Origin of the sequence: Streptomyces longwoodensis, assembly GCF_001514125.1 — a bacterium.
GTDB classification, from domain to species: domain Bacteria; phylum Actinomycetota; class Actinomycetes; order Streptomycetales; family Streptomycetaceae; genus Streptomyces; species Streptomyces longwoodensis.
In genome coordinates, this window is record NZ_KQ948557.1 from 68,802 (window position 1) to 82,603 (window position 13,802).

Genomic DNA, 13,802 nt, shown 5'->3' on the forward strand with positions numbered 1-13,802 from the left:
AGGCCACGATAGGTCAAGAAATCCCCAAGAACTCCGGAGAACGAGCAGCTCGGAACGTTCTTGGCAGGTTGGCTGGTAACGGCCCGTCCCAATCGCCTGACCGTCCGTGAGCCGAATGTTTGACTGACGACCATGATCGAACGCACGTACGCAATGAGTGGCCGGGTCGTCATGGTCACCGGCGCCTCGTCGGGCATCGGCGCGGCGGCGGCCCGGCTCTTCGCCGAGCACGGGGCGGCCGTCGTGCTCACGGCCCGGCGCGAGGCGCACCTCGCCTCGGTGGTCCGGGACATCGAGGCCAAGGGCGGCCGAGCCACGCACGTGGCCGCCGACATACGCCGCGGCGAGGAGGTCGAGCGGGTGGTGGCCACGGCCGTCGAGCGCTACGGCCGTCTGGACGCCGCCTTCAACAACGCCGGCCACGCCACGCTCGGCACCGACCTGCACGAGATGAGCGACGACGACTACGACACCGTGATGGACGTCAACGTCCGCGGGGTGTGGAACTGCATGCGCCACCAGATCCGGGCGATGCTGCCCACCGGGGGCGGCGCCATCGTCAACACCGCCAGCGTCGCCGGGCTGGTCGCCACGGGCGTGGGCGCGCCCTACGTCGCCGCCAAGCACGCGGTGATCGGGCTGACCAAGGCCGCGGCGGCGTCGTACGGGGAGCGGGGCATCCGGGTCAACGCCCTGGCCGTGGGCAGCACGCTCACCGAGATGATGGAGTCGCTGCGCGAGCAGATGCCCGGCGTGGGCCAGGCGTTCTTCGCGCGCGCCGTGCAGAAGCGGTTCGCGGCGCCCGTGGAGGTGGCGCAGGCCGCGCTGTGGCTGTGCAGCGAGGCGTCGTCGTTCGTGACCGGCGCGACCCTCCCGGTCGACGGCGGCACCCTCGCGGTCTGAAACGCCGGACCGGCCACACCGCCCGCGCGCACGCCCCGTACGGGATGCGCACGCATCTCGCACGCATCCCGTACGGGTCCGGTACGGCGACCGCGGCGCGGCCGGCCCGCGGGGGAGCGGCGCTACCCGGCCGCCACCGCCACCCGCTCCCCGGCCGCCACCCCGGCTTCCGCCGCCTGCCCGGTGGTCCACAGCGTGCCCGCCGCCGCCTCGGCGTCCACGGTGCGCAGCAGCCGTTCGTCGATCTCGTCCAGGCCGGCCACCAGGTGGCGCACGCCGGCGCTGCGCATCAGCTCGCCCTGGTGGCTGTGCGCGAAGTCGCTGGGGCGGCCGATGAACGGCGCCCCCAGTGCGCGGGCCGCCTCGGCGACGCGGGCCACGTCGTCGACGAAGAGGACCTGGCCGTGCTCCAGGCCGAAGTGCGCGGTGATCTCGCGCAGCCCGGGGCGCACGTCGTTGGTGCACAGGTAGTGCGGCGGGGTGAACAGGTGGGCCAGGGCGCCGAGGTGCTCGTCGAAGTGCGACTTGGCCAGGCCGCCGTAGCAGACCACCTCCAGCCCCGCGGCGGCGAGCCTGCGCAGCAGCGCCTCGGCGCCGGGGGTGACGTGGACGGGGTGGTCGGCGAGGTAGGCGGCGCGCTCCTCGAAGTAGGCGGCCAGCGCCTCCTCGCCGGTCAGCTCCTGTGGCACCGCCGCCGCCATGGCGAGCCCGGCGTCGCTCTGGCGCTGGGAGAAGACGCTGCGCTCGACGTCGGCGGAGTAGACGCCGCCGCGGCGGGTGACGAAGCGGTGGATCAGCGGGCTGAAGGTGTCGTTGAGCAGGACGCCGTCGATGTTGACGGCGGCCAGTCTCAGCCGGTGCAGGCGGTCGGTCATGGTCGGGTTCCCTCCCCTTCGGCGGGCGCGCCCAGGGACGTCCACAGGGACAGGGCGCGCTCCTCGCTGTTCTCGATCCTGTCCAGGGCCGGGCCGGTGGCGATGCCGGGCAGCAGCAGCCGCCACATGCCGACCGTGCGGCGCGGCAGGTCGGCCCGCCGGGACACGACCTGCGCGTACTCCTGCATGCCCGTGCAGGCGCCGACGACGAACTCGGCGAGCTCCTCGCTGCGCACGTGCTCGCGCAGCTCGCCCTGGGCGCGCGCCACGTCCAGGCAGTCCTGGAAGCTGCGGGCCCAGGCCGTGTACGGCGTGGCGTCCTGCAGGCCGCTGGCGGCCTGTTCGGCGGTCAGGCGCACGCCGGCCCGCAGCAGCGGGTCGGCCTGCAGCGAGTGCGACCAGATGAGGGTGATGTCCACCAGGCGCTGCAGGCCGGTCGTGGGCACGTGCGGCTCGATGGTGCTGCGCTGGGCGTTCATCACCTCCTGCGCGAGGTTCTGCTTGTCCTTGAAGTGGAAGTACAGGGCCCCCGCGGTCACTCCCGCGCGCTGCAGGATCTTGTTGATCCCCGCGCCGGCGTAGCCGAACTCGTCGAAGACCTCCGCGGCAGCCTTCAACAGCTGCTCTCGGGTGTGAATCGCGCGCTCCTGCTTGAGCGCGCGACCCGTGTTCGCTCGTGCCATGGCTGCATCCCGGTCTCGACAAGAAAAAGAACGTCCTCTATGTTACTGGCCGTGGCGCCGCCCCGCCAGGGGTGTGGGGGCGGCGCATGTCGGTGCGGTACTCAACGGCCGCACATAACAGGGGGGTTACACACATGAACACGTCGATGACGAGCGTCGCCTCGAGACCGCTGCGCGTTGAGAAGGGCCTGGTCCACAAGCACGACGCCGGGCAGGTGCTGCTGGCGGGCCTGGAGCGCCTGGGCCAGGACGAGTTCCTGATCGCGGCCGACTGGACCGACACCGCCGGCCTGGGGGACGGCGCCGTCCTGCTCACCGAGACGATCCGGCAGACCTTCCCGCTGCTGTCGCACGCCGGGTACGGCGTCCCCTTCGGCCACCGCCTGGCCTGGAGCGAGTACCGCTACACGCTGAACCTGCCCTCGCTGCGCGAGAACGGCATCGGCGGCCGGCCCGACCTGCACATCCGCTGCTACGACGTGATCCGCCGGCGCGAACGGGTCACCGGCCTGTCCCTGCACGTCACCGTGGTGCGCGACGGCGTGCAACTGGCCACCGCCCACACCCGGTTCACCATCCAGCCGCCCGCCATCTACGACCGGCTGCGCGGCGCCCGCGGCGACGCCCACCGCATGCTGGAGCTGGCCCGCAGCCGCCCGCTGCCGCCGCCGGTCGCGGGCGCCGGGGTCGGCGAGGAGTTCCGCGACGTGGTGCTCTCGCCCACCGACGCGCCCGACCGCTGGCAGCTGCGGGTCGACACCCACCACCCCCTGTACTTCGACCACCCCGGCGACCACGCCCCCGGCATCCTCCTGCTGGAGGCGGCCAAGCAGGCCGTGCGCACCCTGCGCCACCCGCGCGTGGGCGTCGCCGAGGCGATGGAGACGGTCTTCCACCGCTACGTCGAACTCGACTCGCCCTGCTGGGTCGACGCCCAGCTGCTGCCCGACGACCAGCTCGGGCGGGCCCGCTTCCTGGTGACCATGCACCAGGAGGGCCGGCTGTGCTTCACCGCGCTGGTGTCCGTGGCCAACCAGGAGCAGGCGCCGGAGCAGGCGCGGCCGGCGGCCGGCTGAGCGGGGCCGGGCCGACGCCCGGCAGGGTGCCTCCGCCCACCCCGGCGACGTGCGCGCCGAGGACCAGGTCCTCGCCGACCGCGACGGGGTGGCCCACGGACCGCAGCAGGTCCAGGTCGGAGGCGTGATCGGCATACGCGGCGGCGCGCGAGGGATCCACCGCGTGCCGCCGCATCAGCGCGCGCGCCAGCCGGCCCTTCTCGGTGCCGATGACCGGGCGCCGCACCACGCCCGTGCAGTACCCGTCCTCGTACGACGGCTCGCTGCACAGGATGTCGTCCGCGCCGAGGAGTTCGGCCACCGGCTCCAGGCAGGGCCGGAACGAGCCCGACACCAGCACGATCCGCGCGCCGCGCGCCCGGTGGCGGGCCAGCGCGTTGACCACCGGCAGGTGCAGCAGGGTGCCGCAGGCCAGTTCCGCGTCGAACCAGGCCCGCCCGTGCGCGAACAGCTCCTGACGCGGGCGCCCCGCGTACAGCCGGTAGTACTCCCGGTTGGTGACCAGCCGCGATATCCCCGCCGCCGACCTGCGCCGCAGGGTGCCCGCGGCCTGGTCGTAGGCCGACTCGGGCAGCCCGCGCTCGCGGTAGTGGAAGCGCAGGTAGCGGAACATGCTCTTGACGGTGATCAGCGTCTCGTCGACGTCGAAGAACGCGAGGTCCACGGGGGCGGGGTCGCCGTCGGCGGTGTCCCGCGCCCGCTCGTCGTGTGCCCGCGTCTCGTGTGCCCGCTTCTCGTGCGGTGCCGCGGGCGCGGGCTGGGGGAGGGTGGTGCGGGCGTGTGACATGGCGTCGGCCTTCCGGTGGGGTGACAGGGGTGTGGCCGGGCGGCGGCCCCCGGGGGAGGTCGGGGCCGCCGCCCGGCTGTCCGGGGCGGCCGGCCGGCGGGGCCGGCCGCGGTGCGGGCCGCCGCCGCGGCGGGGGATCGGCCCGCGGGTTCAGGCGGCGGCGGCGACCGGGGCGGCCGCGCGGGCGGCGAGGTAGGTGCGGGTGCCCCTGCCGGGGGTCTTGCGGCCCAAGTGGCCGGCCTCGACCAGCTCCCGCAGCAGGGCCGCCGGCCGCGGCGCCCGCAGCCGCGGATCGCCCTGGAGGCGCCGCTGCACCTCCAGCGCCACGTCCGCGCCCACCGTGTCCAGCAGCCGTACCGGCCCCAGGGGCTGGCCGCCGACCGACTTCACGGCCGCGTCCAGGGCGGCGGCCGTCGTCTCGTCCGCGTCCAGCAGCTCCAGCGCCTGGTTGAGGTAGGGGAAGAGCAGCGCGTTGACGATGAACCCGGCCCGGTCCCCGCACGTCACGGTCTGCTTGCCCAGCCGTTCGGCGACCGCGCGGGCCCGGGCCAGGGTGTGCTGGCTGGTGCCCGCGAGGGGGACCAGCTCCACGAGCCGCATCAGCGGGGCGGGGTTGAAGAAGTGCAGGCCCAGCACGTCGGCGGGGCGACCCGCGGGCTCGGTGCACTCGGCCACCGACAGGCTGGAGGTGGAGGTGGCCAGCAGGGCGTGCGGCGGGCACACCGCGCCCAGCTCCGCGAACAGCCGCCGCTTGACGGCGAGGTCCTCCACGACGGCCTCGACGACGATGTCCGCGCCGCCCAGCACCGAGCGGTCGGTGCCCGCGGTGAACGCGGCGTGGCCGCCGGGCTCCTGCTCGGCCGCCGTGGCGGTGCGCCCCAGCGCGAACTGAACGCGCTCGGCGGCGGCCCGGGCGCTGTCCTCGCTGCGGGCCAGCAGCGTGGTGGCGAAACCGCCGCGCACGAAGCACTCGGCGATGCCGGTGGCCATGGTCCCCGAGCCGACGACCACGACGCGGCAGCCGGGCGGGGCGGTCGGCTGCACGGACCGCCGCGCGCCGCTCGCGGGGCCGTGGACGTGGAACCCGCGGCCGCTCTTGCGGCCGAGCGCGCCGGCCGCGATCAACTCGTCGAACACGGGCGCCGGTTCGCCGTGCCCGTCGTCGCGGGCGAGGCGGGAGAGCAGGTCGCGCGCGGTGTCCAGGCCGATCGCGTCCAGCACCGCCAGCGGGCCCTGCTCCCAGCCGCAGCCCAGCCGCAGGGCGGTGTCGACGTCCTCGGCGGTGGCGTACCCGTCGTGGACCATCCACGCGGCCCGGTTCAGCAGGCCGAGCAGCAGGCCGGGGGCGAGCGAGCCGGGCCGGTCCAGGACCCGGTGCGCGGTGATGCCGGCCGCGGTGAGGACCTCCTCCAGCCGCTCGGCGGCGCCCTCCCCGGCGCGCGGGCCGCGGGCGACCTCCACGGCGTCCAGGCCCTCGGCGTGCAGGAAGCGCAGCGCGAACAGGTCTGCTCCGGCGGCCTCCTCCAGCGCGGTCAGCGGCGTGGTGAGCGCGGTGGTCGCGACGGGGGTGCCGGGGGCCAGGTGCGGGCGTATCGCGGCCAGCACGCGGCGTTTGAGCGCGGCCGGCTCCGGCACGGCCTCGACGACGAGGTCGGCGCGCGCGACGTCCTCCAGGGAGCGGGTGAGGCTCACGCGGTGCCAGGGCCGGTCCTGCCGGCGGGCGCGCTCCAGGGCGCCGGGGTCGTCGTCGACGCCCACGACGTGCAGCCCGGCGCCGGCCAGGTGCCGCACCAGCGCCAGCCCGGCACCGCCGAGCCCTACGACGACCACGGTGAACTGCTCGGACATGGTGTGCTCCTGTCGGTGGAAGAAGGGGAAGCGCGGTGGGGCGGGGCAGGGGCGGGGCGGTGTCAGTAGCGGTCCCCGGCGGCCGGCGGTGCCGCGTCCAGGTCGGCCAGGTCCTCACGGGTCAGGCGCAGCCCGGCCGCGGCGAGGTTGTCCGCCAGGTAGCGGGGCTGCTTGGTGCCCGGGATCGGCACGACGTGCTCGCCCTGCGCGAGCGTCCAGGCCACCGCGACCTGCGCCGCCGTCGCCTCGTGCCGCGCGGCGACCTTCTCCACGGTCCGCGTGATCCGCAGGTTCGCCTCGAACACCTCCTGCGCGAAGCGCGGGTTGCCCGCCCGGAAGTCGCCCGCCTCGAAGTCCGCGGGCCCGCTGTAGCGGCCGGTGAGGAACCCGCGCCCCAGCGGGGCGAACGGCACGAACGCCGCCCCGTGCGCGGCGCACCACCCGGAGATCCCGGTGCCGGCGTCCAGCGGTTCGCGTGTCCACAGGGACAGTTCGGACTGCACGGCGGCCACCGGGTGGATCCCGTGGGCGCGGTCGGCCTGCTCGCGGGTGACCTCCGACAGCCCGAGGTGGCGCACCTTGCCCGCCCGCACCAGCTCGGCCAGGGCGCCCCAGGACTCCTCCAGGGGGACGGCCGGGTCGACCCGGTGCAGGTAGTACAGGTCGATGACGTCGACGCCCAGGCGGCGCAGCGAGGCGTCGGCGCAGCGCCGGACGTGCTCGGGCGAGCCGTCGCGGCTCAGCGTGCGGGTGGCGAGGTCGTCCACGACGATCCCGGTCTTCGTGGCGACCACGGCGTCCGCGCGGCGCCCGGCCAGGGCCCGTCCCACGAGCCGCTCATTGTGGCCGGCGCCGTAGGCGTCGGCCGTGTCCAGCAGGACCGGGCCCGCGTCCAGGGCCTGGCGGATCACCGCGACCGACACCTCGTCGTCGCGCCGGGACTCGTCGTAGCCCCAGCTCATGCCCATGCAGCCGAGACCGACGGGGTGGACGGACAGCCCGGTGGGGCCCAGGACGCGCAGTGTCACGGGGAGTTCCTTCCGCAAGCAGAGAAAGAGGAGAGGGAGGTGGAGACACGAGGGAAGTGGTGGGGGGCGGGCCCGGAGGGCCGGGGCGGTGGGGCACCCCGGCACCTCCGCCGGTGCACCGTCAGGCCGCCACCGTGAGGACCAGCGCGGCGTTGTGCCCGCCGAACCCCAGCGACGTGCTCGCCGCGACGCTGATCGGCCGGTGCCGGGCGGAGCCGGTGACCACGTCGATCTCCACGTCGATCGAGGGGTCCAGCGACTGCACGTTGGCGGTGGGGGGTATCGCGCCGTGGTACAGCGACAGCGCCGTGTACGCGGCCTCGACCGCGCCCGCCGCGGCGAGGGTGTGCCCGGTGACGCCCTTGGTGGAGGTGACCGCCGCCCCGGCGCCGAGGACCGAGTGCAGGGCGCGGGCCTCGGTCAGGTCGTTCATCGGGGTGGACGTGCCGTGCGCGTTGACGTGCTCCACCTCGTCGGGCAGCACGCCGGCGTCGTCCAGCGCGGCCCGCAGCGCCCGCGCCAGCCCCTCGCCCCGCGGGTGCGGTGCGGTGGCGTGGTGCGCGTCGGAGGTGGCGCTGAACCCGGCGATGTCGGCGTAGCGCCGCGCCCCGCGGGCGGTGGCGTCCGCGCACCGCTCCAGGACGAGGATCGCCGCGCCCTCACCGGCCACGAAGCCGTCCCGGTCCGCGGCGAACGGCCGCGACGCCGCGCCCGGGTCGTCGGTGCGCCCCGACAGCGCGCCCATCCGGGACAGCCCGTTGAGCGTGCCCGGGCTGATCGCGGACTCGGTCCCGCCGGCCAGCACCACGTCGCACAGGCCGGACAGCAGCCATTCGCGGGCGGTGCCGATCGCGGACGCCCCCGAGGCGCACGCGGTCGCGGTGACCAGGCTGGGGCCGTGGATGCGCAGGTCCATCGCGACGTACCCGGCGACCATGTTGACCATGCTCATGGGGATCATCAGCGCGGACACGTCCTCGGGGGTGCCCGCGCAGTAGGTGCGCAGCTGCTTCTCCAGGGTGCTCGCGCCGCCCAGGGAGTTGCCGATGACGACCCCGACGCGGGTGCAGTCCCACGAGCCGGTGTCCAGGGCGGCGTCGGCGACGGCCTGCCGGGCACCGACCACGGCGAGCTGGGTGAAGCGGTCCAGCTTCCACGCGGTGCGCCGGCCCAGTTCGGCCGTCGGGTCGAAGCCGGGGACGCGGCAGGAGATGTCGACCTTCTCGCCCTTGAGCTCGGGGTCGGTGGCGGCGGCGGAGACCCCGGACAGCACGCGCCGCCAGTTCTCCTCCACCCCGATCCCGGCCGGGGTGACCAGGCCCATGCCGGTGACCGCGACACCGCGGCCCCGGGCCACGCCGCTCACGACCGATCCGCCTTCGCACGGATCACGGCGACGGCCTCGTCCAGGGTGAAGGACGACTTCAGCTCGCCCTCCTCCAGGACGATGCCCAGGTCCTTGCGCAGGATCAGGCTCAGCTCCACCAGGATCAGGGAGTCGATCTCCAGCTCGTCGAAGGTGGCGCCGGACGCCAGTTCCGCCTCGTCGAGGCCGAACTTCTCGCTGATCAGCGCGGAGACGCGGTGCTTGAGGGACTCCTGGGTCGGCATGACGGGAGCGCTCATGATGGTGGTTCCTTCCGGTGAGATGCTCGAATTCCCAGTGAATTCAGAGGTTTTGAAGGGGTTCGTACGGTGGTTCAGCGGTGCGGCCGGCCGGTTTCCAGCTCCGGCCAGACCAGTGCGGCCGATCCCCAGGTGAGCCCGCCGCCGAAGCCGGTGAGCAGGACCCGGTGACCGGGCTGGAGCTCCCCGCCGGCGACGGCGTCGCGCAGGGCGAGGGGGATCGAGGCGGCGACGGTGTTGCCGACCCGGTCGAGGTTGGCGACGATCTGCTTCTCCTCCAGGCCGAGCTGCTCGCCGACCGCGTTGAGGATGCGGATGTTGGCCTGGTGCGCCACGACCTTGTCGACCTCGGCGGTGCTCCAGCCGACCCGCTCCAGCAGGTTCTGCGAGGAGCGGCTCATGTCCAGCACGGCCCGGGTGAAGACGGGCCGGCCGTCCATGGTGAAGAACTCCTCGCCCGCGGCCGCCGGTCCGGGCACCGAGCGCTGGCGGGAGCCGCCGGCGCGCACGGTGATCAGGTCGGTGCCGGAGCCGTCGCTGCCCAGGTCGAACCCGAGCAGGGCGCCCGGCTCGCCGGCCTCGCCGGCCCGCAGCACCACCGCTCCGGCGCCGTCGCCGAAGATGGCCCGGGTGGTGCGGTCGGCGGGGTCGAGGATCGTGGAGAAGGTGTCCGCGCCGATCACCAGGGCCCGCCCGGCGACCCCCGCGGTGATCATGGAGGCGGCGGTGGCCAGGGCGTACACGAAGCCCGTGCACACGGCCGACACGTCGAAGGAGGCGACGCCGCCCAGCCCGAGCCGGTGCGCCACGTCCGGTGCGGTGGCCGGGCAGGGCCGGTCCGGCGTACTGGTGGCGAGCACCACCAGGTCGACGCCGTCGTCCGGCTGTCCGGCCGTGCCGCGCGCCGAGGCCAGTGCCTGCGCGCCGGCCGCCACCGCCAGGTCGGAGGTGGACTGGCCCGGGGCCACGACGTGGCGCTGCCCGATCCCGGTCCGGGTGCGGATCCACCGGTCGGAGGTGTCGAGCTGCGCGGCCAGTTCCTCGTTGGACACGATCCGCTCGGGCAGCGCCCCGCCCAGCCCGCACAGCACCGCCGCGCGGCTCACGACGCCAACTCCCCGGCCACTCCGGCCGCGTCGCCCGCGCCGGCCGGTACGCCGCCCGCGGGCGCCGTGCGCGCGGCGGGGACCGTCAGGGCCCGGACCGTGCCCGCGGCCGCCGCGGGGCGGAAGCTGCTGCCCGCGCGGCGCAGCGCGGTGCGCACCGCCGTCGGCTCCGCCTCCACGATCGCCGCGACGTGCCCGTCGGGACGCACCACCAGGGCCCGGGGCGCGGTGCCGAGCAGCGGGGCGAAGCCCGGCCAGCCGGACACGTCCCGCACGGGCACCCCCTCGGGCACGGCCGCGGTGACCGAGGCGCGGGCGGCCAGCCACGCGGCGTCCTGGCGGGCGCCGGCCCACAGCATCACCGTCAGCCGGGCCGGGTCGATCGCCGGCCAGCGCTCGGCGCCGGGCTGGGGGGCGTCGTGCGCGGCGAACACCGGCAGCCGGTCACCGGTGCGGATGCGGCGGGTCAGTCCCGGCAGGGTGTCGCGCAGGGACTCGGCCGGCCGGTAGCTGACGTCGTGCTGCGCCATCAGCGGGGCGCCGAACCGCTGGAGCACGCCGGTGCGGTGGGCCAGGCGCACCGTCGCGTCGCGCAGGGCGAGTTCGTGGCGCCGCTTGAACAGGCCCCAGCTGGTCTGCTTCGCGGTGGTCAGCACGATGCGCTCGGCGGCCAGGCGCCGGTCGGTGTCGTAGGTGTCGAGGATGCCCGGCTCGAAGGCGCCGCGCACCACGCCGGCCAGCTTCCAGGCGAGGTTGACCGCGTCCTGGATGCCGGTGTTCATGCCCTGCGCGCCGGCCGCGCTGAACACGTGCGCGGCGTCGCCCGCGAGGAAGACCCGCCCGGCCCGCATGGTCTCGGCGACCCGGCGCCGGGCGCGGAAGATCGTGGACCACTCCAGCTCGCCCACGATGCCCGGGCGCGGCGAGCGCTCGTCGACGAACCGCTGGAACAGTTCCGGCGGCGGCCCCTGCTCCCCGCGCCAGTCCGGGACGCTGATGGCCAGGCGGTACGTCCCGCCGCCGAACGGCGCGATGCCCAGGGCGCCGGAGCGCGAGTAGCAGTAGACCAGGGCGTGCTGGTCCAGGTCGCCGGCGACGGGGCCGTCACCGATGGCGAACAGGACGTCGTTGCCGGTGCCGAGGAGCTCGATGCCGGCGAAGCGGCGCACCGCGCTGTGCGCGCCGTCCGCGCCGATGACGTACTCGGCCTCGACGCGGTCGGTGCTGCCGTCGGCGCGCCGCACCTCGGCCACGGGCCGGGAACCTGCGGTGTCGAGCCCGGTGAGGGTGCCGAACTCGATCTCACCGCCGTAGGCGGCGAGGCGGGTGCGGATGACCTCCTCGGTGGTGTCCTGCGGGACGACCACGCCGAACGGGTAGGGGGTGCCGGCGAGCCGGCTCATCTCCACGGCGCCCAGGTGGCGCTTGTCGGAGTAGTACTGCACCGAGTCCAGCCGGTTGCCGCGCTCGATCAGCGGCTCACTGGCGCCGATCCGGCCGAGCAGTTCCAGGCTGCGCGGCCACACCACGCTGGCCCGGGAGTGCTGCTGGGGCTGGGCGGCCGCGTGGTCGACCAGCCGGACCGGCACGCCCTGCGCGAGCAGCTCGGTGGCCAGGACGAGTCCTACGGGGCCCGCGCCCACGACGAGGACGGGACGCCGTTCACCGGGCCCCCCGCGCTGAGGGAACGTCATGACAGTGCCTTTCCAGGAAGGTGGGAGGAGGAAGGTGAAGGGGGAGCGGGGGTGCTCCGGCGGGCCGGGGGCCGCGGGGGTCAGGTGCGGCGCACGACGGCCGCGCTCCAGGTGAACCCGGCGCCCGCGCTCAGCACGGCCGCGCACCCGCCGGGCGGCAGACGGTGCGGGCCGCTGTCGTCGGCCAGCGCCGCCAGGTTGGACAGCAGGTCCCCGGCGCCCAGGTGCCCGGTGCGCTCGCCCAGGTCGGCGACGGGCGCGTCGGTGACCTCGGCGACGGCGGGGCCGTAGACGTCGCGGGCGGTGGCCCGCCCGAGCCGCGGCAGCAGCACGCTGCTCAGCCGCCCCGCGCCGCCCTGGCCGGCCTCGGCCAGGGCGTCGGCGAGGACCGCGGTGGTCTCGTGCCGCAGCCGGCCCAGGAAGGCCTGCCGGCCGCCCTGCGCGGCGAGGAACGCCTTCTTGGTGCGGCGCACGTCCACCGCGGCGCTGCGGGTGTGCGGCGCCGGGTGGAAGGCGTCGGTGTCGCGGTGGGCGCTCTCCAGCTCCGGCGCCGCCCGGGTGACCAGGGCGCACAGGGTGAGCGCGCCGGCCGGGGCCGCCCCGGTGCCGGCGACCGCGGCGGTGGCGCCGTCGCCGTACCAGACGCCGTAGTCGCCGTGCCACCGGTCGAAGCCGGGAGGTGCGAAGCGGTCGGCGGTGGTGATGAGCACCGGCCCGCCGCCGGGCTGCGCGGTGAGCTGGTGCAGCGCGCCGCGCAGGGCCGCCCCCGCGCCGTTGCACATCTGCTGCACGCCGGTGGGGACGGCGTCCAGGGCGCCGGTGCGGGCGGCGACGTAGTGCGCGGGCGACCAGAAGTCGTGGCCCTGGTAGTAGGTCCAGGCGTGCCACAGGGCGCCGATGCCCTCGGCCGGCAGGCCGGCCCGCGCCAGGGCGCGCCGGGCGGCGCGCACCGCCATCTCGGGGGCCGACGGGCCGTCGGAGACGGGCAGTTGCTCATAGCCCATCGCGTCGGCCTCCTCGGCGGTGATCCGCCCGGCGGCCAGCGCGTCGGCCGTCTTCTCGGCCGTCGGCGGCAGCCACTGGGCGGGCACCAGCCACACCGCCGGCCCCGCGGCGCCGTCGGTGCTCACAGGCACTCCTCGCCCTCGAGGAGCGCGGTGCCGGTGGAGGCGGTGGTGGTGTGCATCTGCCCGGAGGCGATGACGTCGCCGTCCTGCTCGAAGTCGATGTGGAAGGTCCGCAGGTCCGGCAGCATCAGGCTGAGGTTGTCCTCGTGCGCGTAGGGCTCGGTCTTGCGGATGTGCACGGTGGTGGGGGAGTCGAGCTCGGCGTAGCGGGTGAAGGAGAACTCGAACCCGGCGACCGTGCTGCGGCTGACCGAGGCGCCCCACAGGTCCGACACCCCGAGCAGGCACAGCTGCCGGGCGGCCTCCATGAGCACCATGCCGGGCACGTGGTCCTGGCCGTGGTCGAACATGCTGCGGTTGTCCAGCGGCACCCGCACCGTCGCGGTGGCGTTGTCGCTGCCCACGGTCGCGTCGGCGAGGACGACGTTGGCCGGGTCGCTGCGGCCCACCAGGTGGGGGGTGACGTAGGAGGTCTGGCGCGGCAGGTCCTTGAACGGCACCAGCGGCCGACCGCGGCCCTGCAGGCGCACCTGGTCGTAGACCTCGGCGGGGATGTAGCCCACGTCCATCCGCACGAAGCCCAGGCAGCGCTGGGCGAGCTTCATGTCGATGCCGAACGACAGCCGGCGCACGTCGCCGGGGGTGCCGCGGCGGTTGCTGGTGCGCACCGAGATCCGCAGCTCACCGGGCCGCTCCTCCTGCGGCAGGGTCAGCAGACCCGGCAGCTCCATCGACCAGTTGCGCAGCAGGAACTTGCTCTGGCGCGAGACACCGGCGTACTCGTGGCCGCCGTAGGTCTCCGCCTGCCGGCAGCACTCCAGCAGCAGCATCGGGTCGGGCGCGTTCAGCCGCGAGCCGTGCTCGGTGTAATAAGCGTGCAGCGGGGGCAGCTGGGCGGCGGCGAGGTACTCCTCGTCACCGGTCTTGCGGGCGTCGGTGAGGAACACCTCCGAGAGCGCCCAGCGGTGCAGCAGGGAACGGTCCACGGTCCGCATGAATTCGAGGTTCGCGGCACCCGGCAGACACGTCTTGCGTTCGGCGGGGTTCAT

The 13,802-nt window shown here is 75.1% G+C and carries 13 protein-coding genes; 2 read left to right on the forward strand and 11 right to left on the reverse strand.

Features of this window, described 5'->3' with window-relative positions:
• Positions 1-132 precede the first annotated feature (132 nt).
• Entirely contained in the window at positions 133-903 is a 771-nt protein-coding gene (locus AQJ30_RS23445) for an SDR family NAD(P)-dependent oxidoreductase (RefSeq protein WP_079084227.1), read from the forward strand.
• A gap of 122 nt (positions 904-1,025) precedes the next feature.
• Here the strand turns inward: AQJ30_RS23445 and AQJ30_RS23450 are convergent, their stop codons facing one another.
• Positions 1,026-1,778, reverse strand: coding sequence for an HAD family hydrolase (locus tag AQJ30_RS23450; protein WP_079084228.1), 753 nt, complete (start codon positions 1,776-1,778; stop codon positions 1,026-1,028).
• On the reverse strand, positions 1,775-2,461 hold the full coding sequence (locus tag AQJ30_RS23455; protein ID WP_067237464.1) for a ScbR family autoregulator-binding transcription factor: 687 nt from the start codon (positions 2,459-2,461) through the stop codon (positions 1,775-1,777). Before AQJ30_RS23455 ends, AQJ30_RS23450 begins: the two co-directional genes overlap by 4 nt.
• A gap of 146 nt (positions 2,462-2,607) precedes the next feature.
• Between AQJ30_RS23455 and AQJ30_RS23460 the strand changes: the two genes are divergently transcribed.
• Positions 2,608-3,537: a ScbA/BarX family gamma-butyrolactone biosynthesis protein gene (locus AQJ30_RS23460; RefSeq protein WP_159052360.1), complete on the forward strand. Its 930-nt coding sequence runs from the start codon at positions 2,608-2,610 to the stop codon at positions 3,535-3,537.
• Here AQJ30_RS23460 and AQJ30_RS23465 read toward each other — a convergent pair.
• From AQJ30_RS23465 to AQJ30_RS23510, 9 genes are all read right to left on the reverse strand, one after another.
• On the reverse strand, positions 3,470-4,324 hold the full coding sequence (locus tag AQJ30_RS23465) for an HAD family hydrolase (protein WP_079084229.1): 855 nt from the start codon (positions 4,322-4,324) through the stop codon (positions 3,470-3,472). The two genes, AQJ30_RS23460 and AQJ30_RS23465, sit on opposite strands and share 68 nt — an antisense overlap.
• A gap of 150 nt (positions 4,325-4,474) precedes the next feature.
• Positions 4,475-6,172 (reverse strand): 3-hydroxyacyl-CoA dehydrogenase family protein, encoded by a 1,698-nt coding sequence (locus tag AQJ30_RS23475; RefSeq protein WP_067237471.1) that lies wholly within the window; start codon positions 6,170-6,172, stop codon positions 4,475-4,477.
• 62 nt (positions 6,173-6,234) lie between these two features.
• Positions 6,235-7,200, reverse strand: a complete 966-nt coding sequence (locus tag AQJ30_RS23480) for an aldo/keto reductase (RefSeq protein WP_079084230.1) — start codon at positions 7,198-7,200, stop codon at positions 6,235-6,237.
• Between the two features lie 121 nt (positions 7,201-7,321).
• On the reverse strand, positions 7,322-8,566 hold the full coding sequence (locus tag AQJ30_RS23485) for a beta-ketoacyl-[acyl-carrier-protein] synthase family protein (RefSeq protein ID WP_079084231.1): 1,245 nt from the start codon (positions 8,564-8,566) through the stop codon (positions 7,322-7,324).
• Positions 8,563-8,826 carry an acyl carrier protein gene (locus AQJ30_RS23490; RefSeq protein WP_067237474.1) on the reverse strand — a complete coding sequence of 88 codons (264 nt, stop codon included), beginning with the start codon at positions 8,824-8,826 and terminating at the stop codon, positions 8,563-8,565. Before AQJ30_RS23490 ends, AQJ30_RS23485 begins: the two co-directional genes overlap by 4 nt.
• Before the next feature lie 74 nt (positions 8,827-8,900).
• Positions 8,901-9,932, reverse strand: coding sequence for a beta-ketoacyl-ACP synthase III (locus AQJ30_RS23495; RefSeq protein ID WP_067237477.1), 1,032 nt, complete (start codon positions 9,930-9,932; stop codon positions 8,901-8,903).
• Positions 9,929-11,626, reverse strand: coding sequence for an FAD-dependent monooxygenase (locus tag AQJ30_RS23500; protein WP_067237480.1), 1,698 nt, complete (start codon positions 11,624-11,626; stop codon positions 9,929-9,931). The genes AQJ30_RS23495 and AQJ30_RS23500 overlap by 4 nt, the downstream gene beginning before the upstream one ends.
• Positions 11,627-11,706: 80 nt before the next feature.
• Complete coding sequence (locus AQJ30_RS23505; protein ID WP_211279080.1) at positions 11,707-12,756, reverse strand: beta-ketoacyl-[acyl-carrier-protein] synthase family protein; 1,050 nt, start codon at positions 12,754-12,756, stop codon at positions 11,707-11,709.
• Positions 12,753-13,802 (reverse strand): AfsA-related hotdog domain-containing protein, encoded by a 1,050-nt coding sequence (locus AQJ30_RS23510; RefSeq protein ID WP_067237483.1) that lies wholly within the window; start codon positions 13,800-13,802, stop codon positions 12,753-12,755. The genes AQJ30_RS23505 and AQJ30_RS23510 overlap by 4 nt, the downstream gene beginning before the upstream one ends.

What these genes read in the sequence shown, in the direction of transcription:
- AQJ30_RS23445 (WP_079084227.1), top strand. Translation starts at nt 133, where the DNA reads ATGATCGAACGCACGTACGCAATGAGTGGCCGGGTCGTCATGGTCACC.
- AQJ30_RS23450 (WP_079084228.1), bottom strand. Translation starts at nt 1,778, where the DNA reads ATGACCGACCGCCTGCACCGGCTGAGACTGGCCGCCGTCAACATCGAC.
- AQJ30_RS23455 (WP_067237464.1), bottom strand. Translation starts at nt 2,461, where the DNA reads ATGGCACGAGCGAACACGGGTCGCGCGCTCAAGCAGGAGCGCGCGATT.
- AQJ30_RS23460 (WP_159052360.1), top strand. Translation starts at nt 2,608, where the DNA reads ATGACGAGCGTCGCCTCGAGACCGCTGCGCGTTGAGAAGGGCCTGGTC.
- AQJ30_RS23465 (WP_079084229.1), bottom strand. Translation starts at nt 4,324, where the DNA reads ATGTCACACGCCCGCACCACCCTCCCCCAGCCCGCGCCCGCGGCACCG.
- AQJ30_RS23475 (WP_067237471.1), bottom strand. Translation starts at nt 6,172, where the DNA reads ATGTCCGAGCAGTTCACCGTGGTCGTCGTAGGGCTCGGCGGTGCCGGG.
- AQJ30_RS23490 (WP_067237474.1), bottom strand. Translation starts at nt 8,826, where the DNA reads ATGAGCGCTCCCGTCATGCCGACCCAGGAGTCCCTCAAGCACCGCGTC.
- AQJ30_RS23500 (WP_067237480.1), bottom strand. Translation starts at nt 11,626, where the DNA reads ATGACGTTCCCTCAGCGCGGGGGGCCCGGTGAACGGCGTCCCGTCCTC.
- AQJ30_RS23510 (WP_067237483.1), bottom strand. Translation starts at nt 13,802, where the DNA reads ATGAACCCCGCCGAACGCAAGACGTGTCTGCCGGGTGCCGCGAACCTC.